Source organism: Paraburkholderia phenazinium, assembly GCF_900141745.1.
Lineage (GTDB): Bacteria > Pseudomonadota > Gammaproteobacteria > Burkholderiales > Burkholderiaceae > Paraburkholderia > Paraburkholderia phenazinium_B.
Window position 1 is genome coordinate 3,196,304 of the sequence record NZ_FSRM01000001.1, and the last position, 23,331, is coordinate 3,219,634.

The 23,331-nt window shown below is 62.5% G+C and carries 28 protein-coding genes and 1 tRNA gene; 12 read left to right on the plus strand and 17 right to left on the minus strand.

Annotated elements, in window-relative coordinates:
- The first annotated feature begins 98 nt into the window (after window positions 1-98).
- The gene (locus BUS06_RS14455; protein WP_074264883.1) at window positions 99-470 is read left to right on the plus strand and encodes a hypothetical protein; all 372 of its coding nucleotides are present in this window, start codon (window positions 99-101) and stop codon (window positions 468-470) included.
- A 252-nt stretch (window positions 471-722) separates the two neighbouring features.
- The gene (locus BUS06_RS14460; protein ID WP_074264884.1) at window positions 723-968 is read left to right on the plus strand and encodes a hypothetical protein; all 246 of its coding nucleotides are present in this window, start codon (window positions 723-725) and stop codon (window positions 966-968) included.
- A 77-nt stretch (window positions 969-1,045) separates the two neighbouring features.
- Here BUS06_RS14460 and BUS06_RS14465 read toward each other — a convergent pair whose 3' ends face one another.
- Genes BUS06_RS14465 through ssuD form a run of 4 tightly spaced genes read right to left on the minus strand, consistent with a single transcriptional unit; the run spans window position 1,046 to window position 4,219 of the window.
- Window positions 1,046-1,261 (minus strand): TOBE domain-containing protein, encoded by a 216-nt coding sequence (locus BUS06_RS14465; protein ID WP_074264885.1) that lies wholly within the window; start codon window positions 1,259-1,261, stop codon window positions 1,046-1,048.
- 54 nt (window positions 1,262-1,315) lie between these two features.
- Window positions 1,316-2,209, minus strand: coding sequence for an ATP-binding cassette domain-containing protein (locus BUS06_RS14470; protein ID WP_074264886.1), 894 nt, complete (start codon window positions 2,207-2,209; stop codon window positions 1,316-1,318).
- A complete protein-coding gene (ssuC, locus tag BUS06_RS14475; RefSeq protein ID WP_074264887.1) occupies window positions 2,206-3,012 on the minus strand; it encodes an aliphatic sulfonate ABC transporter permease SsuC in 807 nt (268 codons plus the stop codon). The genes BUS06_RS14470 and ssuC overlap by 4 nt, the downstream gene beginning before the upstream one ends.
- A 49-nt stretch (window positions 3,013-3,061) precedes the next feature.
- Window positions 3,062-4,219: an FMNH2-dependent alkanesulfonate monooxygenase gene (gene ssuD / locus BUS06_RS14480; protein ID WP_074264888.1), complete on the minus strand. Its 1,158-nt coding sequence runs from the start codon at window positions 4,217-4,219 to the stop codon at window positions 3,062-3,064.
- Window positions 4,220-4,799: 580 nt separating this feature from the next.
- Between ssuD and BUS06_RS14485 the strand changes: the two genes are divergently transcribed.
- Complete coding sequence (locus tag BUS06_RS14485; RefSeq protein ID WP_074264889.1) at window positions 4,800-5,225, plus strand: hypothetical protein; 426 nt, start codon at window positions 4,800-4,802, stop codon at window positions 5,223-5,225.
- A gap of 63 nt (window positions 5,226-5,288) precedes the next feature.
- On the opposite strand, the gene BUS06_RS14490 is transcribed toward BUS06_RS14485, so the two are convergent.
- Both BUS06_RS14490 and BUS06_RS14495 read right to left on the minus strand, forming a co-directional pair.
- Window positions 5,289-6,422 carry an enoyl-CoA hydratase/isomerase family protein gene (locus tag BUS06_RS14490; protein WP_074264890.1) on the minus strand — a complete coding sequence of 378 codons (1,134 nt, stop codon included), beginning with the start codon at window positions 6,420-6,422 and terminating at the stop codon, window positions 5,289-5,291.
- Between the two features lie 45 nt (window positions 6,423-6,467).
- The gene (locus BUS06_RS14495; RefSeq protein ID WP_074264891.1) at window positions 6,468-7,346 is read right to left on the minus strand and encodes a TetR/AcrR family transcriptional regulator; all 879 of its coding nucleotides are present in this window, start codon (window positions 7,344-7,346) and stop codon (window positions 6,468-6,470) included.
- 130 nt (window positions 7,347-7,476) lie between these two features.
- Between BUS06_RS14495 and BUS06_RS14500 the strand changes: the two genes are divergently transcribed.
- A complete protein-coding gene (locus BUS06_RS14500; RefSeq protein WP_074264892.1) occupies window positions 7,477-8,448 on the plus strand; it encodes an NAD-dependent epimerase/dehydratase family protein in 972 nt (323 codons plus the stop codon).
- A 31-nt stretch (window positions 8,449-8,479) separates the two neighbouring features.
- On the opposite strand, the gene BUS06_RS14505 is transcribed toward BUS06_RS14500, so the two are convergent.
- Window positions 8,480-8,767, minus strand: a complete 288-nt coding sequence (locus BUS06_RS14505; RefSeq protein ID WP_074264893.1) for a DUF1488 family protein — start codon at window positions 8,765-8,767, stop codon at window positions 8,480-8,482.
- 137 nt (window positions 8,768-8,904) lie between these two features.
- Entirely contained in the window at window positions 8,905-9,177 is a 273-nt protein-coding gene (locus tag BUS06_RS14510; protein ID WP_074264894.1) for a hypothetical protein, read from the minus strand.
- 291 nt (window positions 9,178-9,468) lie between these two features.
- Here BUS06_RS14510 and BUS06_RS14515 point away from each other — a divergent pair, with 291 nt between their 5' ends.
- Window positions 9,469-9,855 (plus strand): hypothetical protein, encoded by a 387-nt coding sequence (locus tag BUS06_RS14515; protein WP_074264895.1) that lies wholly within the window; start codon window positions 9,469-9,471, stop codon window positions 9,853-9,855.
- A gap of 11 nt (window positions 9,856-9,866) precedes the next feature.
- On the opposite strand, the gene BUS06_RS14520 is transcribed toward BUS06_RS14515, so the two are convergent.
- Both BUS06_RS14520 and BUS06_RS14525 read right to left on the minus strand, forming a co-directional pair.
- Window positions 9,867-10,205 (minus strand): DMT family transporter, encoded by a 339-nt coding sequence (locus BUS06_RS14520; RefSeq protein WP_074264896.1) that lies wholly within the window; start codon window positions 10,203-10,205, stop codon window positions 9,867-9,869.
- A gap of 4 nt (window positions 10,206-10,209) precedes the next feature.
- Window positions 10,210-10,707, minus strand: coding sequence for a heme-degrading domain-containing protein (locus BUS06_RS14525; RefSeq protein ID WP_074264897.1), 498 nt, complete (start codon window positions 10,705-10,707; stop codon window positions 10,210-10,212).
- A 216-nt stretch (window positions 10,708-10,923) separates the two neighbouring features.
- On the opposite strand from BUS06_RS14525, the gene BUS06_RS14530 reads away from it, so the two are divergent.
- Window positions 10,924-11,000, plus strand: a tRNA-Met gene (locus BUS06_RS14530).
- Window positions 11,001-11,127: 127 nt separating this feature from the next.
- Here BUS06_RS14530 and BUS06_RS14535 read toward each other — a convergent pair.
- Both BUS06_RS14535 and BUS06_RS37840 read right to left on the minus strand, forming a co-directional pair.
- Window positions 11,128-11,469, minus strand: a complete 342-nt coding sequence (locus tag BUS06_RS14535) for a hypothetical protein (RefSeq protein ID WP_143787518.1) — start codon at window positions 11,467-11,469, stop codon at window positions 11,128-11,130.
- A gap of 2 nt (window positions 11,470-11,471) precedes the next feature.
- Window positions 11,472-11,645: a hypothetical protein gene (locus BUS06_RS37840; RefSeq protein WP_167379388.1), complete on the minus strand. Its 174-nt coding sequence runs from the start codon at window positions 11,643-11,645 to the stop codon at window positions 11,472-11,474.
- Window positions 11,646-11,871: 226 nt separating this feature from the next.
- Between BUS06_RS37840 and BUS06_RS14545 the strand changes: the two genes are divergently transcribed.
- The 6 genes from BUS06_RS14545 to BUS06_RS14570 all read left to right on the plus strand — a co-directional run bounded on the left by BUS06_RS14545 (window position 11,872) and on the right by BUS06_RS14570 (window position 16,852).
- Window positions 11,872-12,417 (plus strand): NUDIX hydrolase, encoded by a 546-nt coding sequence (locus BUS06_RS14545; protein ID WP_074264900.1) that lies wholly within the window; start codon window positions 11,872-11,874, stop codon window positions 12,415-12,417.
- Window positions 12,418-12,427: 10 nt separating this feature from the next.
- Window positions 12,428-13,165: a leucyl/phenylalanyl-tRNA--protein transferase gene (aat, locus tag BUS06_RS14550; RefSeq protein ID WP_074264901.1), complete on the plus strand. Its 738-nt coding sequence runs from the start codon at window positions 12,428-12,430 to the stop codon at window positions 13,163-13,165.
- Between the two features lie 70 nt (window positions 13,166-13,235).
- Complete coding sequence (locus BUS06_RS14555; RefSeq protein ID WP_074264902.1) at window positions 13,236-14,063, plus strand: arginyltransferase; 828 nt, start codon at window positions 13,236-13,238, stop codon at window positions 14,061-14,063.
- A 112-nt stretch (window positions 14,064-14,175) separates the two neighbouring features.
- Complete coding sequence (locus tag BUS06_RS14560) at window positions 14,176-15,198, plus strand: quinone-dependent dihydroorotate dehydrogenase (RefSeq protein WP_074264903.1); 1,023 nt, start codon at window positions 14,176-14,178, stop codon at window positions 15,196-15,198.
- Window positions 15,199-15,341: 143 nt separating this feature from the next.
- On the plus strand, window positions 15,342-16,139 hold the full coding sequence (locus BUS06_RS14565) for a cystine ABC transporter substrate-binding protein (protein ID WP_074264904.1): 798 nt from the start codon (window positions 15,342-15,344) through the stop codon (window positions 16,137-16,139).
- 53 nt (window positions 16,140-16,192) lie between these two features.
- Window positions 16,193-16,852, plus strand: a complete 660-nt coding sequence (locus BUS06_RS14570; RefSeq protein WP_074264905.1) for an amino acid ABC transporter permease — start codon at window positions 16,193-16,195, stop codon at window positions 16,850-16,852.
- Window positions 16,853-16,927: 75 nt separating this feature from the next.
- On the opposite strand, the gene lepB is transcribed toward BUS06_RS14570, so the two are convergent.
- The 5 genes from lepB to BUS06_RS14595 all read right to left on the minus strand — a co-directional run bounded on the left by lepB (window position 16,928) and on the right by BUS06_RS14595 (window position 22,359).
- Entirely contained in the window at window positions 16,928-17,620 is a 693-nt protein-coding gene (lepB, locus tag BUS06_RS14575) for a signal peptidase I (protein ID WP_074264906.1), read from the minus strand.
- 141 nt (window positions 17,621-17,761) lie between these two features.
- Window positions 17,762-18,793 (minus strand): Gfo/Idh/MocA family protein, encoded by a 1,032-nt coding sequence (locus BUS06_RS14580; RefSeq protein WP_074264907.1) that lies wholly within the window; start codon window positions 18,791-18,793, stop codon window positions 17,762-17,764.
- Between the two features lie 84 nt (window positions 18,794-18,877).
- Window positions 18,878-19,579, minus strand: coding sequence for a FadR/GntR family transcriptional regulator (locus BUS06_RS14585; protein ID WP_074264908.1), 702 nt, complete (start codon window positions 19,577-19,579; stop codon window positions 18,878-18,880).
- 334 nt (window positions 19,580-19,913) lie between these two features.
- Entirely contained in the window at window positions 19,914-21,437 is a 1,524-nt protein-coding gene (locus BUS06_RS14590) for a mannose-1-phosphate guanylyltransferase/mannose-6-phosphate isomerase (RefSeq protein WP_143787603.1), read from the minus strand.
- A 388-nt stretch (window positions 21,438-21,825) separates the two neighbouring features.
- Entirely contained in the window at window positions 21,826-22,359 is a 534-nt protein-coding gene (locus tag BUS06_RS14595; protein WP_074264909.1) for a GNAT family N-acetyltransferase, read from the minus strand.
- Window positions 22,360-23,331: the final 972 nt, after the last annotated feature.

Below are 23,331 nucleotides of genomic sequence, written 5' to 3' on the forward strand. Positions count from 1 at the left end.
CCTGGTGGGCCTTTTTTTTGCCCTTGCCAAAACCTGCAGGCATACGGGCGCCTGCCCTACAATAGCCGGCTAATCGATCTGGTATGAGGATGTAGCACATGCAGTCAAGAATCAGAACACACGCCCGGACGCTCGCGCTGACGTTGCTCACGGCGTGCTTCACGCTCAACGCGAAAGCCGAAATGACGGCGGACCAATACAAGAAGTGGGCGCACGCGGACAACAGCTCGGTCTACGCCGCCTACATCACCGGCGCGATCAATGAACTGGGCTGGGCAAACGGCGACCTGATAGCGAAAAAGCGCCCTCCGCTCTTCTGTCCGCCCGAACAGCTGCCTATCGGCGCGCAGACCGTGTACCCGCTGCTGGATGAGTTTTTCACCAACCACCCGGGCCTCTCCGACGACTTCCCGGTCGGCCTTGCGATCCTGCGCTCGCTGCAGGCAGCGTTTCCGTGCCCGACCAAGTAAGCCCAACGTGACTTGTGGGCGCGCCCCTGTTTTGCGGGCACCGCCGAAGGCGGCATAGGACGGGCTGGATCGACCTAAGCCGACCTCAGCCTATAAAAACGGCATCCGCGGAAAATCCCGCCGCGAGGAATCTGAAAGGGAAGCGAATTTTCCTGTCAGGCCGTGGTCTACCCGAGACGGACAGCGGATCGCTTGACAGGGCCGGGCGCGGCCGCTGATCAGGCACCGCAAGGCACGGCCAAGGAGGATCGGATGAAACCAGGCAAATCTGCATTGCTCGCAGCGGCTTGCGCGCTCGCTGTATTGACCGTCGCACCCCAGGGGGCGCTCGCGCAGACGCCGCCGAAGGATAGCGGCGCTTCGATGGTAAAACCGCCTGACGCGGCCGGCACGACCAATCCGGCGAATCCCGACAACATGCCGGTCAAACGTCCTCCCGCCCCTACGCACGACAAGATGACGCATGAGCCGCCTGCCAGCGCAGCCGTCGCCAAATAAAACGCGGCAAAGGTAGCGATGCGGCATATCCCTGCCGCACGACTACCCCTGCCGCGCGAATGCAAAACTGCGTGGCCTCAGAGCCGCGCGATCGACACCTCGGTCGACTTCACCAGCGCCACCACTTCGGAGCCGACCTGAAGGTCGAGCTCGTCGACCGAACGCGTCGTAATCACCGAGGTGACGATACCAAACGGCGTTTCCACGTCGACTTCGGACACCACCGATCCGCGGATGATTTCCTTGACCTTGCCCTTGAACTGATTACGTACGTTGATTGCGGAAATGCTCATTTCGAGTGACTCCAGTAGATCGATAAATCGAGAAAAAAGCTCAGGCAAGGACTGTCAGACAGCCCAACGGACTTCGCTAGGCCGCACGAGGCGGTCGTCGTGATGCGGATCGGGACGATAAGGAAGTGCATCGTCGTTCGACGTAGTCTTCAGCACGCGCTGCAGCACGTGATCCTCAAGCGCGGCGAATCCCGCCGACGCACGTGCACGCGGCCGCTCGAGCGGCACGGGCTGATCAAGCGCAATACGGCCGTCTTCGATCAACAGGATCCGGTCGCCCAGCGCAACCGCTTCATGCACATCGTGGGTGACAAGCAGCGCGGTAAAGCGATGCTCGAGCCACAGGCGTTCGATCAGCGCATGCATTTCGATCCGCGTCAGTGCGTCGAGCGCGCCGAGTGGCTCATCGAGCAGCAGCAGTTGCGGACGGTGCACCAGCGCACGCGCGAGCGCCACCCGTTGACGCTGACCGCCGGACAACTGCGCCGGCCAGTCGTTGGCGCGTTCGAGCAGACCGACTTCATTGAGGACCGCTCGCGCATCCTCGCGCGCGCCGCGTCCTAGCCCCAGCATCACGTTGTTCAAAACACTCTTCCACGGCAACAGACGCGCGTCCTGAAACATGATGCGGGTATCGAGAGGCTGACCATCCTCGGCGCGCTTTTCCAGCACACCGGCAGTAGGCTTCTCGAGTTCGGCGACGAGCCGCAGCAAGGTGGATTTACCGCAGCCGCTGCGGCCGACAATCGCGACGAAGCTGCCACGCTCGATCGACAGATCGAAGTCCGTCAGTACGGCGCGTTCGCCATACCGTTTGCCGACGCCGCGCAATTCGACCGCGTGATCGGTGCCGCGCTGTGCCTGCCGCGCAAGCGGTGCGGCGCCAGCGGCGTCCACCACACCTGCGATACCGCCAAAGCTCGTCGTCGAAAAGGTCGGGCTGCTCATGCTTTCGCTCCTCGTTGATAGGCCGGATGCCAGCGCAACGTGACGCGTTCAAGCGTTTTCGCCAGCAGGTCGGCGAGCTTCCCAAGCCCCGCATACAGCAGAATGCCGACCACCACGACATCGGTCTGCAGGAATTCGCGCGCATTCATCGTCATGTAGCCGATGCCCGATTGCGCAGAGATCGTTTCAGCGACGATCAGCGTGACCCACATCAAGCCGAACGCAAACCGCACGCCAACGAGAATCGACGGCAGCGCGCCCGGCAGGATCACATCCCAATACAGCCGGAAACCTTTCACGCCATAACTGCGCGCCATTTCGATCAGGTTGGCATCGACCGAGCGTATGCCGTGGAACGTATTCACATAGACCGGGAAAAACACGCCGAGCGCGACGAGAAACACCTTCGCCTCTTCCTCGATCCCGAACCACAGGATCACGAGCGGGATCATCGCCAGCGCGGGAATGTTGCGGACCATCTGTACGGTCGAGTCGAGCACGACTTCGACCGGCCTGAACAATCCTGTCGCCAGCCCGAGCGCAAGGCCGATACCACCGCCGACCGCGAAACCCGACACAGCGCGCCAGGTGCTGACCTTCACATCGGCCCACATTTCGCCGGACTGGATCAGCGACCAGGCCGCCTTCACCACAGCGAGCGGCTCGGGCAATACGCGCGTCGAGAGCAGACCGCTGCGCGCAGCGACTTCCCACGCGAGCAGGATCACAAGCGGGGCAATCCACGGCACAGCATGCCCGCCGATACGCCGCCAAACATTTTCGGTTCCACTGGATCGAGCCATGATTGCTTACTCCACTCCTTCTTGATACAGGGGCCACGCCGGGACGCAATTAGCTGGCGCTGACCTTGGGCAAATGGATATTGCCGACGATTTCACCAAACGGTCCGGAGAGCGGCCCGCTCGCGCTGGTGCGCTTGCGGTTCGGCAACAGCGGGAACACCAGTTCGGCGAAGCGGTACGACTCTTCCAGGTGCGGGTAGCCGGACAGAATGAACGTGTCGATGCCGAGATCCGCATACTCTTTCATACGTGCGGCAACCTGCTCAGGACTACCGACCAGCGCCGTTCCTGCCCCACCGCGTACGAGCCCCACGCCTGCCCATACGTTCGGATAGACCTCGAGATCTGCGCGACCGCCGCGCTTCCCGCCATGCAACGCAGCCATGCGGCGCTGTCCTTCCGAATCCATCTTGGCAAACGACGCCTGCGCACGCGCGATGGTTTCGTCGTCCAGCTTGCTGATCAGCTTGTCGGCGGCGGCCCATGCTTCCTCTTCCGTCTCACGCACGATGACGTGAAAGCGAATCCCGAACTTGATCTTGCGGCCATGCGCTTCGGCGCGCGCACGAATGTCGGCGATCTTCTTCGCGACCGCTTCCGGCGGCTCGCCCCAGGTCAGGTACGTATCGATATGCTCGCCGGCCATCTCATGGGCAGCCGGCGACGAACCGCCGAACCACAGCGGCGGATGCGGGTTCTGCACCGGCGGATAGAGCAGCTTGCCGCCCTTCGACTGCAGATGCTTGCCTTCGAAGTCGATCGTATCGTTGGTATGCGCGGCGGCCAGCATCTTGCGCCAGATGTGCAGGAACTCGTCGGTGATCTCATAGCGCGTGTCGTGACTGACGAACACGCCGTCGCCTTCCAGTTCCGCTGCATCGCCGCCGGTCACCACGTTGATCAGCAGGCGCCCGCCCGACAGACGGTCGAACGTCGATGCCATGCGCGCCGCCAACCCCGGCGACGTGATGCCCGGACGGATCGCGACGAGGAACTTCAGACGCCGCGTCGCGGCGATCAGGCTCGAGGCGACCACCCACGCGTCTTCGCATGAACGGCCTGTCGGCAGCAGCACGCCCTCGTAGCCGAGCGTATCGGCGGCGACGGCGATCTGCTGGAAGTAGTCGTAATCGGCTGCGCGTGCGCCTTGGGACGTACCGAGATATCGGCTGTCGCCGTGAGTCGGGATGAACCAGAACACATTCATTTGCTGCTCCTGCTTGTTCGAGACTGGATTGATGAAGGACGAAAGGGCCGGCGGCCACACGCTACCGGAGCGCGGCGGACCGGACCTGCGACGCTGGCCCGGGCGGTTGCCGGAGCACGCGTCGAGCGATAAACCGGAAAAGCGTGTCTACAGGACCGCGAAGATCGCGAGCGTCGTGCGATGCGGACTAGCGGCAGAGCCGGCCTTAGGACCCGATGCGTGGCTACCGGCAGACCAGACAGCAAGGCTCGGCGCGCCCGGGTGCCGCAGCGAGGATGGCGGAGATCGGCTTCAGAGAGGACATCGCGACAGCTTCCCTTGACGAAACGTGCACCTCAGCGGGGCACGAAAAGTGGACGACGGCAGTCATGCCGTCTACATGGAGAAACAGTCTATGGATCGGCCCCAGGCTTTTGAACGATTTTTTTTAGCTTAGGTTTTCCACTTTCGTGATTAGCCTGACGCTAAAGCATACAAGCGGCTTGGCTGAAACCTGCCGGAGCGTCTATATAATGACGCGTCTTTCGATAATCCGGCGCGGGCCGCGTCAGTTGCGCCCGGGTCCTTGGCGCTGCATTGCATGCAAAAAATCATCCTGCCGTTCGTCTCCGGCTTTCTGGCTTCGCTGTTTTTTCATGAGTCCACCCTCGGACTGCTGCATGCAGCCGGGCTGATCGATCCGGCAGGTTTCTCGACCGCGCCGTTTCAGCCGCTAGGGTTGCCGGAGTTCATCGCCAACGCCGTCTGGAGTGCCGTTTGGGCCGTGCTGATGGCGTGGCTGCTGCGCGTGGCGCCCGAGCGGCGTGCGCCGTGGATTCAGGCCTTCGTATTCGGCGGCATCGTGCTGACCGCGGCAAGCGTCTTCGTGGTGGATCCGCTGCGGGGCATCTGGCCGAGCGGCAACATGCTGCCGCGCCTCGCCATGGGATTCGCGGCAAACGCCATGTGGGGATGGGGCGCGCTCGTGTTCATGCGTGCCTTTATGGCGTTCGAAGACGAGGAATGACGCTGACACCGGCGCGGCTGCGATTTCGCTGATGCGGCGCCGGTACTCCGGAGATTCGGGGGTTTAGCCCTGCAGATCGGCCAACGGATGCTCGGCGGCCGGCCACGGACTGTCGAACATCCGCGCAACGTCGTCGGCGCCGACGTCTTCAATACGGGTGAAACGCCAGTGCGGCGCGTTGTCCTTGTCGATGATGCGGGCACGAATGCCTTCCACCACGTCGCCGTGTTCAAAGCTCGTACGGGTCAGATCCAGATCGCGACGCAGACAATCGGCCATCGCCCCCTCCGCGCGCGTCACCACTTCCAGCGAAACGGCCATCGACAGCGGCGAGCGTTCACGCAGCACGCCGATGGTCTGCTCGGCCCAGTCGGCGGCCTCGCAGCCGGTTTGTTCCGCTTCGAGCGAAGCCAGAATCTGCTTCATGTCCGGCAGCGCAAAATGCCCGTCGATCAAGGCGCGGGCACTGGCCAGCGGCGAAGTATCGGGCGTTGGAACGACCTTGTGGGCCGAGGTTTCGCGCTCGACGCACGCCACCACATCCGCGCCATGCTCGAACACCTCGGTACGCAACGTTTCGACGAGCGCGGGCAAGGCTTCATCGTCGATGTAGGTATCGGCGAGACCTGCGTACAGGGCATCGGCCGCCCCGATCGTCTCACCGGTCACGGCCAGATAGCGGCCGAGCGCGCCCGGTGTGCGGGCCAGGAACCAGCCCGCGCCGACGTCGGGAAAGAGCCCGATGCGGGTTTCCGGCATCGCCATACGGGTCGACTGGGTCACCACGCGCAGGCCGCCCGTACGATGCGCCCCTTGCGAAATGCCCATCCCACCGCCCATCACCACGCCGTTCATCAGCGCAATGTAAGGCTTCGGATAGGTGAAGATGCTGTGATTGAGACGGTATTCCTCGATGAAGAACGTATCGCGCGCCGCCCCATCCCCGCGCTGAACGGACTCGTACAGGAAGCGGATATCGCCGCCCGCGCAGAACGCGCGCGGATGCTGGCTGCGCACCACGACGGCGAGCACACCGGGTTCCTCGCGCCACGCATCGAGAGCGGCCTGGATCGCGCGAATCATGCCGGTCGACAGTGCATTCAACGCTTTCGGGCGTTCGAGCTCGATAAAACCGATCCGGTTGGCAATGTAGGTGGTGACTTCTTCGCTGACGGCGGCGGCTTCAGAAATTGACATGACGTGACAGGTGAAAAGACCGATGGATGGGAAGGGTGAACGTTATCACGCACCCGCCGCTTTACGCTTTGCGGCGGGGCGCCGTGCGCGCGGTGCCGTTGCAGATGGGGTGGCTGGTGCGGCCGGGCCATCGGCCGGGATGTCGTTGGCCGCGGTCGCGACAACCACTGGCGCATCCCGGGACGCCGCCGGCGGCTCCCGCTCGCCGAACCAGGCGTCCAGCGCGGCGTCGATGATGGTTCCGAGCGGTGCAGTCGGAAACACCGGGCACGTGAGATTGAGCGCGACGATACCGTGCAGCGTGGCCCACAACACCTGGGAAAATACCGCACCTTCCGCCGACGTGCGCAGGCGCCCTGCCGCTTTCAATTCGTCGAGCGCGCTGACCATGAGACGCATCGCTGCGTCGCTCGAGTCGTCGGACGCCGCCGGGTTGATCAAGGCGGCCACGGCCTGAGTATGACTTTCGGGGTGCTTGTCAGCCGCTTTATCCGCCCCTTTATCCGCCCCTTTGTCAGGCTCGCTGCCGGCGCACTGTTCCGCTTCGGACGCCGCCCCGAGCGCGGCACCCATATACGTTGGATCTTCCATGAAGATCAGCCGGTATGTCTGCGGATGCGCGACGCCGAACCCCACATAGGCGTGCGCCATCGCCTTGAGGCGCTCTGCCGGATCGGCAATCTGCGCGAGCGGCTCGAACGTGGCAAGAAGCTGCGCATACCCTTCGGTGCACAACGCGCGCGCAATCTCGTCGCGGCTTGCGAAGTACAGGTAGAGCGTGGCCGGTGAATATTCGATGGCGTCGGCAATCTTGCGCATCGACAGCGCAGCGAAGCCTTCGCGCACCACGATGCGCCGCGCCGCATCGAGGATGCGTTCGCGTAGCGCCTGCTTCTGGCGAGTCTTTCTTTCTGTGATTCCCATGGCATGCATTTTCCGGTTGACAAACTGAAAAGTCAAATTAAACTGAACACCGTTTACTGAACATCGTTCATAAAATTTTGACCGGCCACTCAAGGGTAGTGTCCGGCAGCCACCTGTTCAAGGAGTCGTCATGGAGAATGCAGGAAAAGTCGGGCTGTTCGGCGCCGCGGGCGCTATCGGGCAAAGCATTGCTGTCGCGCTCGCCGCGGCCGGCCGTCACTACCGGGTCATCGGACGCTCGCGCAGTGCGCTCGAGGCGGCCTTCGGCCACGATCCGTATGCGGAAATCGTCACCTGGAACCCGGAAGATCCGGCGTCGGTTACAGCCGCGGCCCAAGGTCTGCAGACCGCGGTATATCTGGTCGGGGTGCCCTATAACCAGTTCGAGAAGCATCCGCCGCTGATGGAAAAAACTTTGGCCGGCCTGAACGCAGCGGGCGTCGAGCGCCTGATCCTGATCGGCACGGTCTATCCCTATGGTCGCGCACGCAGCGAATTCGTGACGGAGAAGCATCCACGTGAGCCGCACACTTTCAAAGGAAAGATGCGGCTCGCCCAGGAAAATCTGGTGCTCGAGGCGCACGGTCGCAAGGGACTGTCGACGCTCGTGCTGCGCCTGCCGGACTTCTACGGCCCGGGTATCGAACGCAGCGTTCTGAATGGCGCCTTCGAAGGCGCGGCGCATGGCACGCGCGCGCAGATGGTCGGCCCCATCGATGTGCGGCACGAATTCGTGTTCGTGCCGGATGTAGGCCCGGTAGTCGAGACGCTCACGCGTACCCCTGAGGCCTACGGGCGCTGGCTGCACCTCGCCGGCCCCGGCACGATTACGCAGCGTGAGGTTGCCGAGAAAGCGTACGCACTAGCCGGACATAAGCTCAAGATGATGGTGGCCGGCAAGCCGATGCTGCGCGTGCTCGGTCTCTTCAATCCGATCATGCGCGAACTGGTGGAGATGAACTACCTGATGAGCGAGCCGCTTGTGCTCGACGACAGCGCGCTGCAAACGTTGATCGGTCCGATCCGCAAGACCTCCTATGACGATGGGATCCGCATCGCGTTGGCAGGGGCCAGTTCGCAGCCACAACCGAACAGGCACTAAAGACGCGCGGTTTGACGCTTGGCCGGCAGCCTCACAGTCCGGCGACGTTGCCTGGCGGAAAGTGACCGCTCTTCAGCAACACCGGGGTGCCGTTGCTGATCTGCAAATGCTCGCGCGCCACTTCTTCAATACGGCCGCGCCCGGCATCGAATGCGCGCATCCAGCCTTCGAGATCTTCAGAGCGCGCGCCGAAATGGTCCTCGAGCGCTTCGACCGAGATCGCGCACGGCACGGTCTCGCCGTCGACCAGCGCGCGGAATACGACAGTCAGATTGGAATCGCGGTAAGCGGGCGCGTCCGCGGGAAACCGAATTTCCATGGTTGCCTCATCAGAAGAATCCGTCGGAAAAGCAGGCATCGGAACACGCAGTCCCGCGCGTTCGGGTGTCGCGCTTATGGTACTCGCCCGAACGGAATGTGGTCCACTCCCTACAGTCGACACCGGGAGCACTTGCTTCAATCATGCTCGATCAACCGGTCGATGTAAGCTCTCGCAGACTGCTCGACGTGTTCGAGCGCCTCTGCTTCTGTAGCGAAGCGATGTTCGCCGCCAAGGTCAAGCAACGTCTCGATACGATGCGAATCATCCGGACCACGCTGCGAGAGGCTCACCGAGCCCACGTAAATCGCGTCGGGCGCGTTCGCCTCCGCTGCCTCATATGTGACAACGAGGCGCGCAGCGGCACTGATGAAGTAACCGCGGTACGGACCGCTCACACGTTCTGCCATATGCGTTCTCCTCGTTAATTTTCGCGGGTCCACCACGTTCGGCGCAGACCGGCGGGCGCGCATCGTTGCGCGCCGAGGTGTTCCTCTAAGGTATAAGTCGCTTTTGAGCCCAATAAGTTCTGCGCGCGAGAACATGCTGTTGCCTTACGGACAACGCACGATCCCCAAGCGCAGCGCGGACGCATCCTGGGGTCGGGTACGATCTGTGCGTCGGCCCACACGAACCTTGAATCGGCGATATGGGAGAATGTTTTTAGACTTCCGTCGTCATCCGTCTAAAAAGGAAACACCATGAAGCTACTTACGCGGGGCTGTCTCCCGTTTAGCCGACGCCTGGCCGCCATCGCCGCATGCGGCACCCGCCGCGGCCTTGCGCGCTACGCTGCGCTGCCCCTCGCCGTGCTGGCCACTGTCGGTCTCAGCGCATGTGCGTCGTCAAATACAACCTCGCTGATCAACCTGCCAAACGGAGAAACCGGCTTCGCGGTTAACTGCAGCGGCGCGGACGCCGACTCGAGCTGGGCATCGTGCTACGTGCAAGCGGGCCAGGCATGCGGCGCCACCGGCTACGACATCATCTCCAAAGACAACGACCAGGGCGGCCCGACAGGCGGCGGCGTCACCAACGTCGTTACGGCGAATGTGAAAAACCGTTCGATGATCGTCCGCTGCAAATAAAACGCGAGGCGTCAGTGCGCCTGCATCTTCGAGAACAGGTTGAGCACGACGACGCCGCAGATGATGAGCCCAAGTCCGAAAATGGCGGGCCAGTCGGGCACCTGACCGTAGAGCACCACGGCAACCAGCGTAATCAGAACAATGCCGACGCCCGACCAGATCGCATAGACGATGCCGACGGGAATGCTTCTGAGCGTCAACGAAAGACAGTAGAACGCCACGCCGTAACCCAGCACCACGACGACTGCGGGTAAAAGACGCGAGAAGCCCTCCGAGGCGCGTAGTGCGGAAGTGGCAATCACTTCGGCGACGATGGCAATGGCGAGCAGCACATACGGTGGCAAGCGCATCGGTTCAGGCCTTCGCAAGCGCGAGCTTGCTGTAGTCGTGACCGAGGTGCGCGCACAACGCCTCCACGACCAGTTCGTGATCCGATCGCTGCGGCAAGCCCGACACCGTCACCGAACCGATCACACCGGCACCGGCGACAGTCAACGGAAACGCACCGCCATGCGACGCATACTCGTTGAGCGACAAGCCGTGCTTTTCGGCGAGCGTGCTGCCCGCCTGCTGCATACGCAAACCGATTGCATAAGAGCTGCGCCGGAAATGCGCAACGGTGTTGCCCTTGCGGCGCACCCAGTCGACATTGTCAGGTGTCGCACCGGGGAGCAGGTTGAAGAACAGCGGCTGACCGAACGTGCGTATGTCGATGGCCAGCGCGAGTCCGCGCGCATTGGCAAGCTCGTGCAAATAAGCGCCGAGTTGCCACGCACGGTCGGCATCGAATTGAGGAAACACCAGCGCGTTTTCCTGAGCGACAATCGACTGCAGATCGTGAACGATGTCCATGAGCGGGAAAGGAATGAAGGAAGGACACGCTGCAATCACTTGCCGATGACCGACGAAGATCAACGGAGCGGCAACGCAGATGGAACACGGATTCTAGCTGCAACAAGCCACTTCGCGAGCACGTAACAGCACCGCCATCATCTGTGCGTTGAAGTCGATTCTTAAAAAGGTATTGCACGGACAACCTGGTTCCGCTATAATCTTTTCTTCGACGGACGCGGGGTGGAGCAGTCTGGCAGCTCGTCGGGCTCATAACCCGAAGGTCGTAGGTTCAAATCCTACCCCCGCAACCAAGTAACTCACGTCGAACAACATCAAGGGCTTGCCAAACCGGCAGGCCTTTTTTGTTTGCGTCTCTTCTGCCTGCTTCCCTCTTCTTCTTGCTTTGCGCCCCACAGCTTTTCTTCCTTCGCGGCTTCGCTAAAAATTCTCGAGCATCGCATATAGCGCGATGATTCCAGCCGCACTCAAAAGCAAACGGTTACCCGACAGCAGCGCCTGCACCAGCGAACTTGAAAACACCGACACGGCCAGTACACACAGCGGGAAAAGACCGAGGCCGCCGAAAAAGTCCGCCGCAGTCATTTTGCAGAAAAACGCCCGCATTGGATGCACCCGCCTCGCAGAACGCCGCGTCGGCAAGCACACGCGTTTGACATAGCGGGCCCACGACCACGCAACCGCCATCAAGTAGGAAAATTCATCAACCCAACCTCCATCAATCTGTAGTCCGAACAGAGTTATGCCAACTTGTAGCGCCATGCTCAGACGATATCAAATTCTGTGAGCGTCGCCGCTCCTGCGCCAATCACAATGCCTATTGTCTGCATATCAACCGACCGGTCGATCCAGCCAAAGAACATGCTGGCCGTGACCCCGCCAATCACCCCACAACCGAAGATAAACCGAAGCTGTTCAAAGATTTTCCACTTGCGCATAATGCCCTTCCCCCACTGCGTGACAAGTGCCCTTACGAGGGCAACCAAATAGAGTAGCAATCCTAACGCAATCGCTCACCCCTTGCTAAGCGATTCTTTCGGATTAGCCATCCGGCCAGGGCCAGCGCTACTGCTCCGCGCTCCTGCTTTTCTCCAACTCAATCGCTCCCATCTTCAAAGCTCGCCCTGGTGATAAACTCCTATCACCATTCTTCGTCCCCTTCCTATGAAATTCTGTTCTGTCTGCGGTCACCCGGTCAGCCTGAGCATTCCGCCGGGCGACAATCGCGAGCGTTTTGTCTGCGCCAGTTGCGGTACCGTGCACTATCAGAATCCGCGCAACGTGGTCGGCACCATCCCCGTCTGGGACAACAAGGTGCTGCTTTGCCGCCGCGCGATCGAGCCGCGCTACGGTTACTGGACCTTGCCCGCCGGCTTCATGGAAATGGGTGAGACGACCTCCGAAGGGGCATCCCGCGAAACGCTGGAGGAAGCCGGCGCGCGCGTCGAGGTGCAAAACCTGTTCTCGCTGCTCAACGTGCCGCATGTGCATCAGGTGCATATTTTCTACCTCGCGCGGCTGCTCGATCTCGACGTGGATGCCGGCGAAGAAAGCCTCGAAGTAAAGCTGTTCGAGGAACACGAGATTCCGTGGGACGACATCGCGTTTCCCACCGTCGGCCAGACCTTGCGCTTCTATTTCGCTGACCGTCAGACCGGCAGTTACGGCCTGCACACCGGCGACATCTTCCGTTCGCTGCGCGAAGGCTGAGCGTCCCGGCATGGTTCCCTGGCTCGGACCCGACGATCCGTTCCCTGCCGTGGAGCGTGCGCTCGGTGCGGCCAGCGGCGCGCCGGGCCTGCTTGCCGCCAGTGCGGACCTGCTGCCCTCGCGCCTGATCGACGCCTACCGGCGCGGCATTTTCCCGTGGTATTCAGACGGTCAGCCGGTGCTCTGGTGGAGCCCGGATCCGCGCATGATCCTGCGTCCGGCCGAATTCAAGGTATCCCCGTCGCTACGCAAGACCTTGAAGCGGGTCTTGCGCGAGGACGCCTGGGAAATCCGCGTCGACCACGATTTCCCCGCTGTGATGCGCGCCTGCGCCCAGGCGCCGCGCCGCGGCCAGCGCGGCACGTGGATCACCGCGGACGTCGTCGATGCCTACACGTCGCTGCATCGCACGGGCGATGCGCACAGCATCGAAACCTGGTTCGAAGGCGAGCGCGTAGGCGGTTTGTATGGCGTGTCGTTCGGGCACATGTTCTTCGGCGAGTCGATGTTCGCGGAGGTCACGGATGCGTCGAAAATGGCGCTCTCCGCGCTCATCGGACACTTGCGACGTCACAAAATAGAAATGATAGACTGCCAGCAGAACACGTCGCATCTGGCGTCGCTGGGCGGTCGCGAGATAGCGCGCAAGGCGTTCATCGCGCATGTCCGCGCGTCTGTCGATGCCGCGCCCATCCCCTGGCGCTTCGACAAGACGGTCCTGCTCGATGTCGTCGCGCCTGCGGCGTAGCGAGCATAGCCGGGCCCGTTGTTGGTAAAACGGGTTTGAAATACTCAGAGACGCTTCGAGAGCTGCCAACGTGACGCACCCCAACGAGCTGCCGCTTTCACCCCTTTCCGCGCTGCAATTCTATGCAACGGCGCCGTATCCTTGCAGCTATCTGGAGGGGCGCGTGGCACGCTCGCAAGTCGCCACGCCAAGCCATCTGATTAATTCCGACGTCTACACCGACCTGGTCAAGGCGGGCTTCCGGCGCTCGGGCGTGTTCACCTACCGCCCGTATTGCGACGGCTGCCGCGCCTGCGTGCCGGTGCGCGTGCCGGTCGACCAGTTCGAGCCGAACCGCACCCAGCGCAAGGTGTGGAAAAAACACGGCGGTCTCGTCGCCACGGTTGCACCGCTGCACTACGACGAAGAACATTACGCGCTCTACATGCGCTATCAGTCGGCACGGCACGCCGGCGGCGGCATGGATCGCGACAGCCGCGATCAGTACGAGCAGTTCCTGCTGCAAAGCCGGATCAACTCGCGGCTGGTCGAATTCCGCGAGCCGCTCGCGGGACACCCTGACGCGCCGGGCGTGCTGCGCATGATCAGCATGATCGACATCCTCGGCGACGGGCTCTCGTCGGTCTATACCTTCTTCGAACCGGATCTCGCGCACAGCAGCTTCGGCACCTACAACATCTACTGGCAGATAGAACAGGCGCGCAGCCTGCGTCTGCCTTACGTCTACCTTGGCTACTGGATCCGCGAGAGCCAGAAAATGGCGTACAAGGCCAACTTCCGACCGCTGGAAGGCCTCGTTGACAGCACATGGCGCACGCTCGATCCGCAAAGCCTCGAGCTGGCGCCTGTCGACGCCGCGATTCAGGGCCGGCGCGGCCCCGTCAAGCTGCCCCGCTGAACCTCCCTGCCGATTGCCAGCGCGGCGAACTCTCCCCCGCCTCTGCGCCCTGCCATCCCGTTAAAGCCGGTAAAATACCGGGTTCCCATTTCCAGCCGTCCGGCTCCGCCCCGTGTTCAGTTCCCTCTACCCGCTCGTACGCGCCCAACTCTTTCGCATGGACGCGGAAGACGCTCACCACCTGACCTTGCGCCTGCTCGGCGCGGCCGGCCGCACGGGCGTCGCAAGCGCGCTCGCGCCGCGCGTGCCCGACGCGCCGCGCACCGTGATGGGGCTGACGTTCCGCAACCCGGTGGGACTTGCAGCCGGACTCGACAAGGACGGCGCGTGCATCGACGGGCTGGCCGCGCTGGGCTTCGGTTTTATCGAGGTAGGTACGGTCACGCCACGCGCGCAGCCTGGCAATCCGCGGCCGCGCATGTTCCGCCTGCCGCAGGCGAACGCTGTGATCAACCGGATGGGCTTCAACAACGCCGGGGTCGACCAGTTCGTGAAGAACGTGCAGGCCGCGCGCTATCGCGGTCCGCTGGGACTGAACATCGGCAAGAACGCCGATACGCCGATCGAGCGCGCCGCCGAGGACTATCTGTACTGTCTCGAGCGCGTCTATCCGTTCGCGAGCTACGTGACGGTCAACATCTCGTCGCCGAACACGAAGAACCTGCGCCAGTTGCAGGGTGCCGGCGAACTCGACGCCCTGCTCGCCGCGCTGAAGGACAAGCAGCAGCGTCTCGCGGATCTGCACGGCAAGCTGGTGCCGCTCGCACTGAAGATCGCCCCGGACCTCGACGACGAGCAGATCAAATCGATTGCCGACACGCTGCTGCGTCATCGCTTCGAAGGCGTGATCGCCACCAATACGACGCTTTCGCGTACGGCGGTCACGGGTCTGCCGCATGCCGAGGAAACCGGCGGCCTGTCGGGCAAGCCGGTATTCGATGCCTCCAATGAAGTGATCCGCAAACTGCGCGCCGAAGTCGGCGAGACCGTGCCGATCATCGGCGTCGGCGGCATCTTTTCCGGCGCAGACGCGCGCGCTAAACTCGCCGCCGGCGCGGCGCTGGTCCAGCTTTACACGGGCTTCATTTACCGCGGCCCGGCGCTGGTAGCCGAATGCGCGCAGGCGCTGGCTTAAACTAAGGCTATGCCTGCCCGGGCAACGCCCGGCCACGTTATATAGGCATAAACAAACAGTATTTGAGTATTGATAGTCTGCTTTGTTATCCTTTCCGATGTTCTAACCGCCCGTCTGGGCAAAAAAACGAATAAAGGAAGACGATGAAATCTCGCTTGCTGAAAAAACTCCTCGTGGCTGGTCTGATCGGCGCCTCGTTCACCGCCGTAGCCGCCCACGCAGCAGACCTGCTCGATCAGGTCAAGCAAAGCGGCACGCTGCGCATCGGCCTCGAAGGTACGTTCCCGCCGTTCGACTCCAAGGCGCCGTCGGGTGAGCTGGTCGGGTTTGACGTGGATATCGCCAAAGCGGTCGCGCAGAAGCTCGGCGTGAAGCCGGTGTTCGTGACGACCGAATGGAGCGGCATCATCGCGGGTCTGCAGGCCGGCAAGTTCGATGTGATCGTCAACCAGGTCGGCATCACGGACGCGCGCAAACAGGTGCTCGATTTTTCGCCCGGCTACACGTTCTCCGCGGCCCAGCTGATCCAGCGCAAGGACGACTCGCGCGAGTTCAAGTCGCTCGACGACCTGAAGGGCAAGAAGCTCGGCGTGGGCCTCGGCACGAACTACATGGATATGGCGAAGTCGGTGCCGGGCATCGACGTCAAGACCTATCCGGGCGCGCCTGAGTATCTGGCTGACCTCGCCGCCGGCCGTCTCGACGCCGCGCTCAACGACCGTCTGATGCTGGCCTATCTGCTGAAGACTTCGCCGCTGCCGCTGCGCACTGGTGCGATGGTCGGCACCGGCACGCCGTCGGGCATTCCGTTCAAGAAGGGCAATCCGAAGTTCGCCAAGGCGATCGACGATGCAATGACCCAGCTCGAAGCGGATGGCACCTTCACGAAGATCTCCGAGAAGTGGTTCGGCATCGACGTCACGAAGCCCATCGCGAACTGAGCCCCACTGAGCGTTTATGATGTGCGCTTTGCTGCGCACATCACTCATCGCCCATGTCCACCACTTCCCTGCTCGTCCAATCGCTTCCGGTGCTCGCTCAGGGCGCCATTCTGACGGTCAAGTTCGCGGTCCTGTCGATGATCTTCGGACTGCTTGCCGCCAGCGTCATCGCCGTGATGGGCATCAGTCACAACCGCGTGTTGAACTGGATCGCACGCGTCTACGTGAGCCTGATGCGCGGCACACCGTTGCTGGTGCAGATCTTCGTGATTTACTACGGCTTGCCGAGCCTCGGCATCTCGCTCGATCCGACGCCTGCGGGTGTGATCGCGCTGTCGGCTAATGTCGCGGCGTATCTGTCGGAGAGCATGCGCGGCGCCATCCTCGGCATTCCGAGTGGCCAGTGGCTCGCGGCTTACAGCTTAGGTCTGTCGCGGCGTCAGACGCTGCGGTATGTGGTGGCACCGCAGGCACTGCGCATCGCCGTGCCAAGTTTGTCGAACAGTCTGATCAGCCTGATCAAGGACACTTCGCTGGTGTCGGTGATCACCGTGACCGAGCTGTTGCGCAGCGCGCAGGAAGTAATTGCGTCGACCTATCAGCCGCTGCCGCTTTACCTCGCTGCGGCGGCCATCTACTGGGTGCTGTGCCAGGTGCTCGAATGGGTCCAGCACTGGTACGAACAGCGCCTCGCACTACCCACGCGGCACTGAGTCACGTGTGAGGCGAGGCGTGCGGCGTGCCCCCGCCTCGCAGCGTGAGCGCAAGCGAACCTGATCGGCGAGCGCTCAGCGCGCCGCCAGCGGCGCATCCAGCGGCGCCCCGAAGCGGCTGAAGCGCGGCTCGTAGTAATGATCGGGGTCGAGCGAGAACGCGACGCGACGCGTGCGGCCCATCAGTTCCGTGCGCGGGAAAAAGCCGAAGTAGCGTGAATCCGCGCTGTTGTCGCGGTTATCGCCAAGCATCAGATACTGGCCCGGCGGCACGACCACCGGCCCAAACGAATTGCGCGGGCTCGGCGAATCCGGCGAAAGCCGCACGATATGCGACACACCGTCGAAACGCTCAGTCAGATAGTCGCCCGGCGACGACGCATCGCCCGGCAGCGGCCCGAACTTGAGCGGTTGATAGGCCGCGCGCACGCCGTTCACATACAGCACGTTGTCGCGCATCGCCACGCTGTCGCCCGGCAAGCCGATCAGCCGCTTGACGAGCAGTTCGTGGGCCGCCGACGACTCGATCGTGACGATGTCGCCACGCTGCGGATCGTGCAGATGCGCGATCGCGATATGCGTGAGCGGCACGCGCAGGTCATACGCCATCTTGTCGACGAGGATGCGGTCGCCCTCGCGAATGGTCGGCAGCATCGAGCCGCTCGGCACCACGTTCCAGTCGGCGATCGCACTACGGAACAGCACCATCAACACAATAAACGCGACAAGGCTCTTGTTGTCGCGCCACAATTTTCCAAGCATGCGCATCGAAAGCGGCTCCTGCGGAAGGTAATCGAAAGCTTCGGCGGCGCCTGGGCACCGCGTCCGCGCAAATCGTACCACCGCGGCACACCGTGCGCGTCACGGGTGCCCGCAGCGCAGCACTGCCCACACCGCCCTTCGCGCGGCTCACTCTCCCGCGAAACGCAGTCCTAGTGCGGACCGCGCCGCGTCGGTCATCGCAATCATCTGCAATGACTTCGCGTGCGGCATCACCGGACTCTCCAGTTGCCCCGCCCGGATCAGCTCGCAGAAATGCGCGGTTTCATAGTTGAGGCCTCCGCCTTCGAACGGCACATCCAGTTCGACGACGCGCCCATCGGCATAGCGGATCGTGGCGCGGGCCGGGTTCCACCAGTTCTCGTGGATCGTGACGTGTCCGCCCGCCGCCAACAGCAGCGCATCGCCCTTGCCATGCAGGTCGAGCCCGCAGAACAGTTGCGAGATGCCGCGCTCGTGCTGGCTATTGAGGCTCGCAAAAATATCGACGCCGGTCGGCCCGAGCCGGCCGAGCGTCTGCACCTCGAGCGGCGCACCGAGCCAGTCGACGGCCAGGAACATCTCGTAGATGCCGATGTCGAGCAGCGCGCCGCCCGCGTGTTCGAAGGAAAACGACGGATGATCGGGCGGCACGTTCGCCGCCGAACAGCCGGCCCGCACAAGGCCGATTTCGCCGATGGGGTCGTCAGCCAGATGGGCGCGCAAAGCCCGATACAGTGGATAGAAAGGCGGCTTCATCGCCTCCATGAAAAGCCGTCGCGCACCGCGCGCGGCCGTCAGCACGCGTTCGAGCTGGGCGGCATTGATCGTGGCCGGCTTTTCGCACAGCACGTGCAGGCCTGCCTCGAGCGCCGCGATCGCGTAGTCCACGTGGCTGTCCTGCAGCGTGGCGATATAGAGCGCGTCGATACCGCTGGCGAGCAGCGCGTCGAAGCTCGCGCACGCCGTGCCGCCAAACTCCGCGGCAAAAGCCGCCGCCGGTTCGGCGCGGCGCGACCAGAGCGCGGTCAGTTGCGCGGCTTCGACATGCGCGAGGCCCTGGGCAAAGCGGCGGGCGATACGCCCCGTGCCGACGATGCCCCAGCGAATCACGGTGGGGTTCACAGAGGATAAGTGTTCAGGCGCGTCCCCTCCGGGGACGGCTTCCAGAGCGTTGTTCATGTGGCGTTCGAGTTCCGGTGCGGTAGAGACCAGGCGCCATTGTCGCCCAGGTCTCCCCGATCGCACGCAACCGCGAACCGCCAACTAAGCCGAAAACGTGCTGCCGATCTCTTCCGCTGTGAAATCGATCAACGCGAGCGAAGCCGCTTCCGCTTCCTTCGCATCGCGCCGCTCGATCGCCGCGACCACGCGCCCGTGGTTCGCCACCACGGTCTCCCACGCGCCCGGCCTGGCCGTCACGATGGGATTGGCAGCCGCCAGCGCACCGCGGATGATCGCAGCCATCTGCTGGAAGAACTGGTTGCCGCTCGCCACCACGATGCGCGTATGCAGCAGCTCGTCGGCCGCCTGATAGCCGGCCTCGCCCGGGCGGATGGTGCGGAACGCGTCGTAGGCATCGCGAATCCCGGCAATATCCGCCGCACTGCCGCGCGCCGCCGCCTGAGCGCACGCACGCGGTTCGATCAGGATGCGAAACTCAATCACATCGCGCAGAAACACCGGATCGGGCTTTGCACGAAAACGCCAACTCACCACATCCTCATCGATCATCCGCCAGTCGCGCATCGGCCTGATGCGCGTGCCTATCTTCGGCCGCACATCGAGCATATCGCGCGCGAGCAGCATCGACAGCGCTTCACGCATCACAGTTCGACTCACATCGAACTCTTTGGACAACACATCCTGCGGTGGCAGCACAGCGCCATATTTTTCTTCGACGATGCCCGTGACGAGCCCGTCCATGACCTTGCTGACCAACGAACGATCCTTGTTTCCCTGTTCCATGACACTCTCCCCGAAAGCGGGTTATCCCCCCGCGTAGCCTGTTGATCAAGCGGCCCTCGTGTGTCGTTTTGTATTGTTTGTTGTTGTATTAATCGATACGGTGCTAGCTTAAAAACAGATGCGCCAGTTGGGAAACGTCCTGACAGGGTTATCCCTCTGAAGAATTGTTTCGTTCATGTAACGCGCTGGCCGAAGAAGCGCGCCAAGCTTGCGTGATAAGCGTGCGCGGGCCTCACAGATTGCATCGTGCGACGACGCACGCAGCGTCGTCGATTGGCGGATCTACAACAGCTTGTGTCCGACAGCGCACAACCTGGCTCCGGTAGCGGACGGTTCAGCGACCCGAAGTGTCGCTACTCTCATGTGCCGCCTCCGGGGCACGGCCATATTGATCGTCGAAGCGCACGATATCGTCCTCGCCGAGATAGCCGCCCGATTGCACCTCGATGATTTCGAGCGGTGTCTTGCCCGGATTCTCGAGCCGGTGCGTCACGCCGAGCGGAATATAGGTCGACTGGTTCTCCGACATCAGGAAAGTCTCCTCGCCGCGCGTGACGCGTGCCGTGCCGCGCACGACCACCCAATGTTCCGCGCGGTGATGATGCATCTGCAGCGACAGACGGCCGCCCGGGTTCACCACGATGCGCTTCACCTGGAAGCGCTCGCCGCGGTCGATCGAATCGTAGAAACCCCACGGCCGCTGGACCTTGCGATGCTCCTGCACTTCCGGGCCGCGCTCGGTCTTGAGGCGGCTGACGATCGCGCGCACGTCCTGGACACGGTCCTTGGCGGCGACCAGCACCGCATCGGCGGTTTCGACCACCACCACGCCCGACAGGCCGACGCATGCGACCAGCCGGCCATCCGAATGCGCGAAACTGTCGCTCGAACCTTCGAACAGCACCCGGCCGCGGCCAACATTGCCATCGGCGTCCTTGCCCGACGCTTCCCAGACCGCATCCCAGGCGCCGACATCGGACCAGCCCGCGACAAGCGGCACGACCACGCCGGCGAGACCCGCCTCGGCACCGACCTGTTCCATCACCGCATAGTCGATCGAATCGGAAGGACAGGCTGCGAAAGCCGACTGATCGAACTGGCGTGCGCCGGTGCTGTCGAGCGACGCCCGCGCAAACGACTCCACGCACGTCGACGCGATCGAGGGACGGCAACGCGCAATGGCGGCGAGCCACACCGACGCGCGCACCACGAAAATGCCGCTATTCCACCAATACCCGCCGCTCTCGACGTAGCGTTCGGCCAGTTCCCGATCCGGCTTCTCGACGAAGCCGTCGATTGCACACGCCCCTTGCAGCCCGACCGGCGCGCCGATCCGGATATAGCCATAGCCCGTCTCTGCCCGCTCGGGCGGCACGCCCAGCGTCACGATGGCACCCTGCGCGGCATGCAGCACCGCTTGCGCAAGCGCCGCGACGAACGCCTCGTTGTCGGCAATCAGATGATCGGCAGGCACGACGATCAGTACCGGATCCGGGCCGTCGGGCAGATCGGCCTGCGCGGCAAGCGCGGCGAGCGTCAGTGCCGGCGCGGTATTGCGCGGCGACGGTTCGACCAGAACACGCGGCACGCCGCCGCAGCGCTTGAGCCGCTCAAGCGTGGCCAGATGCAGATCGCCGCCGCATACGACGATCGGCGCAGCCCGCACGAAGCCCGGTGCACCCTGAGACTGGCGCTCGCCGGCAAACAGGCGCTCGAGCCGATGAATTGTCGATTCGAGCAGCGACTCATCGCCGAACAGGTTGATCAGCTGCTTGGGGCTTTGCTCGCGCGACAACGGCCACAGCCGCGTGCCTGAGCCACCCGCGAGAATCACGGGCTGCACGACGCAGTCTTCCATTGCCTCGCGTGCCAGTGCTGGCTGCGCAGCCGGCGATGCAAATTCGTTCAAATTGAAATTGTTCATTCGAGCCTCTCCAATGCACACCCCCAGAGCCCCCGCGACCCTGATTGAATCCGACACAATAGGCGTGATAGTTTGATTGGAGCATGCTCAGGCAGCCCGTCTCTGTTCGTACCCACACACTGCCTCACGGGCCAGGCGGCCTTCGATCTGTCTCTACGGGTTCATAGGCGCCAAAGCCGGAAAGACGTACCGACGCCATTGCCGTTCATGTGGTTATAACGATTAGAATACCGAAATAATTAACGTTCTTCGCCGACAGATAACTCGCGAATGGATGCCATCTCTGGCAGCACGCGGCGATTCGGGGCCCACGCCGATGTGCTCACAGATTTTCGAACGTACCCGCACCCGACATGATGCTGCGCTCGCGCCGGGCAAAGGCCATCGGCGCCCGGACGTTACGCGTGCGGCACGTCAAACCGACAGATAGCGCGCCATGGTCGAGGAATGGCCCCTCCACCTTGCGAAAGCCGAACTGCTCATAGAAGGCACGCATGCCTACTGGCGCAGTCACTCGCACGAGGATTCCCGGCCAGCGCTCCGCCGTCGCCCACAGAACCCGCTCGATCAGTTCCTCGGCCGTGCCGTCGCCGCGCCTCGCCGGGCTTGTCAAGACCTTGTCGAGCACCACTTGCGGATGCTTCGTATCGACGCGCCGAATCCGCGCATACGCCATGATCGGCATTGCGTGAGACATGTCTTCGGCCGCGAAAACGTGCAGCGCGTATTCGTCGCGGCCATCGGCGTCGAGACACAGGTGCGACTGTTCGACGACGAATACGGCGCTGCGTGCGCGCATGATCAGATACAACTCACGTACCGTGCATTGCTCGAATTCGAGCGTCTTCCAGTTCATCGCGCGTCCCCTCCTGCGATTTATTCGACAGGACCTGGTCATTGCCATGCACGCAAGGTACGCCGACGCTCCTTTCGAACTCGGTGCGCAAGCGCACCGACGACAAGACGTCACAAGCAGTCAAATGCGAACAACCGGGAAGGACAGAACGGCCTCGAACTACACCTGATCCATGACACCAGTAAGTCGTTGCAGGCACAACCTCGGCATATCTGCCTCAACGACTCAGGAGTCAAGATTGCATCGAAAATCGCGTGCTTCAACTCGCGCCACGCATCGGCCACACACAAGTCACACATCGTGCAGCGCATGTACGCCGCCGACTGTCGTGGACGACTCGTCGACTTCATCTATGCACATCGCTTCGGCCCGCACACGCATGACGTGATGCACGCGGCACTTCGCAATCCGTCAACTGGACAAGCCTGCTCGCGCATGTTCCATCGTGTCGTCCAACTGTTCATGAACGATTCACCAGGTGCCGTTTAACGCGAACGATACAGATGCCGCACTTGAGCCCGAGGTATGCAGAATTAATACTGAAGCACCGTTTTTTTAGCGCTGACGCGATCCGCTGGATCACCTGACTGCCCCACAGCGCGCATGGAACCTCACTCTACGCATTTCGTTGTAGCGAGTTCGAGAAGGTTACGTCGACATCGAACTGGTCGTCAAAAACCACTTCCGTGCGCCAGCCCACGCAATCCGCTAACCACATGTGAATCATTTCTGAGTCATCTTGGACGGCGGTGTATGGTCCCGCCCAGCTAGCATTTCGGCGTCGATTCGCCTTGCTCCGCCGCCTGTCCGACACGAACTAACGCAATCCGATCAAAGACTTGAGTCAAAAACAAATGCTTCGGGCGCGGCCATGACCAGGGAGGCCCCTGGTACAAAATTGAAACAAAAACGCACATTTTGCAGCGCAAACCCCCATTGACCTCTTCGCTGCGTCGCACCAGTACTCATTCC

What these genes read in the sequence shown, in the direction of transcription:
- BUS06_RS14455 (WP_074264883.1), top strand. Translation starts at nt 99, where the DNA reads ATGCAGTCAAGAATCAGAACACACGCCCGGACGCTCGCGCTGACGTTG.
- BUS06_RS14460 (WP_074264884.1), top strand. Translation starts at nt 723, where the DNA reads ATGAAACCAGGCAAATCTGCATTGCTCGCAGCGGCTTGCGCGCTCGCT.
- BUS06_RS14465 (WP_074264885.1), bottom strand. Translation starts at nt 1,261, where the DNA reads ATGAGCATTTCCGCAATCAACGTACGTAATCAGTTCAAGGGCAAGGTC.
- BUS06_RS14470 (WP_074264886.1), bottom strand. Translation starts at nt 2,209, where the DNA reads ATGAGCAGCCCGACCTTTTCGACGACGAGCTTTGGCGGTATCGCAGGT.
- ssuC (WP_074264887.1), bottom strand. Translation starts at nt 3,012, where the DNA reads ATGGCTCGATCCAGTGGAACCGAAAATGTTTGGCGGCGTATCGGCGGG.
- ssuD (WP_074264888.1), bottom strand. Translation starts at nt 4,219, where the DNA reads ATGAATGTGTTCTGGTTCATCCCGACTCACGGCGACAGCCGATATCTC.
- BUS06_RS14485 (WP_074264889.1), top strand. Translation starts at nt 4,800, where the DNA reads ATGCAAAAAATCATCCTGCCGTTCGTCTCCGGCTTTCTGGCTTCGCTG.
- BUS06_RS14490 (WP_074264890.1), bottom strand. Translation starts at nt 6,422, where the DNA reads ATGTCAATTTCTGAAGCCGCCGCCGTCAGCGAAGAAGTCACCACCTAC.
- BUS06_RS14495 (WP_074264891.1), bottom strand. Translation starts at nt 7,346, where the DNA reads ATGGGAATCACAGAAAGAAAGACTCGCCAGAAGCAGGCGCTACGCGAA.
- BUS06_RS14500 (WP_074264892.1), top strand. Translation starts at nt 7,477, where the DNA reads ATGGAGAATGCAGGAAAAGTCGGGCTGTTCGGCGCCGCGGGCGCTATC.
- BUS06_RS14505 (WP_074264893.1), bottom strand. Translation starts at nt 8,767, where the DNA reads ATGGAAATTCGGTTTCCCGCGGACGCGCCCGCTTACCGCGATTCCAAT.
- BUS06_RS14510 (WP_074264894.1), bottom strand. Translation starts at nt 9,177, where the DNA reads ATGGCAGAACGTGTGAGCGGTCCGTACCGCGGTTACTTCATCAGTGCC.
- BUS06_RS14515 (WP_074264895.1), top strand. Translation starts at nt 9,469, where the DNA reads ATGAAGCTACTTACGCGGGGCTGTCTCCCGTTTAGCCGACGCCTGGCC.
- BUS06_RS14520 (WP_074264896.1), bottom strand. Translation starts at nt 10,205, where the DNA reads ATGCGCTTGCCACCGTATGTGCTGCTCGCCATTGCCATCGTCGCCGAA.
- BUS06_RS14525 (WP_074264897.1), bottom strand. Translation starts at nt 10,707, where the DNA reads ATGGACATCGTTCACGATCTGCAGTCGATTGTCGCTCAGGAAAACGCG.
- BUS06_RS14535 (WP_143787518.1), bottom strand. Translation starts at nt 11,469, where the DNA reads ATGGCGCTACAAGTTGGCATAACTCTGTTCGGACTACAGATTGATGGA.
- BUS06_RS37840 (WP_167379388.1), bottom strand. Translation starts at nt 11,645, where the DNA reads ATGCGCAAGTGGAAAATCTTTGAACAGCTTCGGTTTATCTTCGGTTGT.
- BUS06_RS14545 (WP_074264900.1), top strand. Translation starts at nt 11,872, where the DNA reads ATGAAATTCTGTTCTGTCTGCGGTCACCCGGTCAGCCTGAGCATTCCG.
- aat (WP_074264901.1), top strand. Translation starts at nt 12,428, where the DNA reads ATGGTTCCCTGGCTCGGACCCGACGATCCGTTCCCTGCCGTGGAGCGT.
- BUS06_RS14565 (WP_074264904.1), top strand. Translation starts at nt 15,342, where the DNA reads ATGAAATCTCGCTTGCTGAAAAAACTCCTCGTGGCTGGTCTGATCGGC.
- BUS06_RS14570 (WP_074264905.1), top strand. Translation starts at nt 16,193, where the DNA reads ATGTCCACCACTTCCCTGCTCGTCCAATCGCTTCCGGTGCTCGCTCAG.
- lepB (WP_074264906.1), bottom strand. Translation starts at nt 17,620, where the DNA reads ATGCGCATGCTTGGAAAATTGTGGCGCGACAACAAGAGCCTTGTCGCG.
- BUS06_RS14580 (WP_074264907.1), bottom strand. Translation starts at nt 18,793, where the DNA reads ATGAACAACGCTCTGGAAGCCGTCCCCGGAGGGGACGCGCCTGAACAC.
- BUS06_RS14585 (WP_074264908.1), bottom strand. Translation starts at nt 19,579, where the DNA reads ATGGAACAGGGAAACAAGGATCGTTCGTTGGTCAGCAAGGTCATGGAC.
- BUS06_RS14590 (WP_143787603.1), bottom strand. Translation starts at nt 21,437, where the DNA reads ATGGAAGACTGCGTCGTGCAGCCCGTGATTCTCGCGGGTGGCTCAGGC.
- BUS06_RS14595 (WP_074264909.1), bottom strand. Translation starts at nt 22,359, where the DNA reads ATGAACTGGAAGACGCTCGAATTCGAGCAATGCACGGTACGTGAGTTG.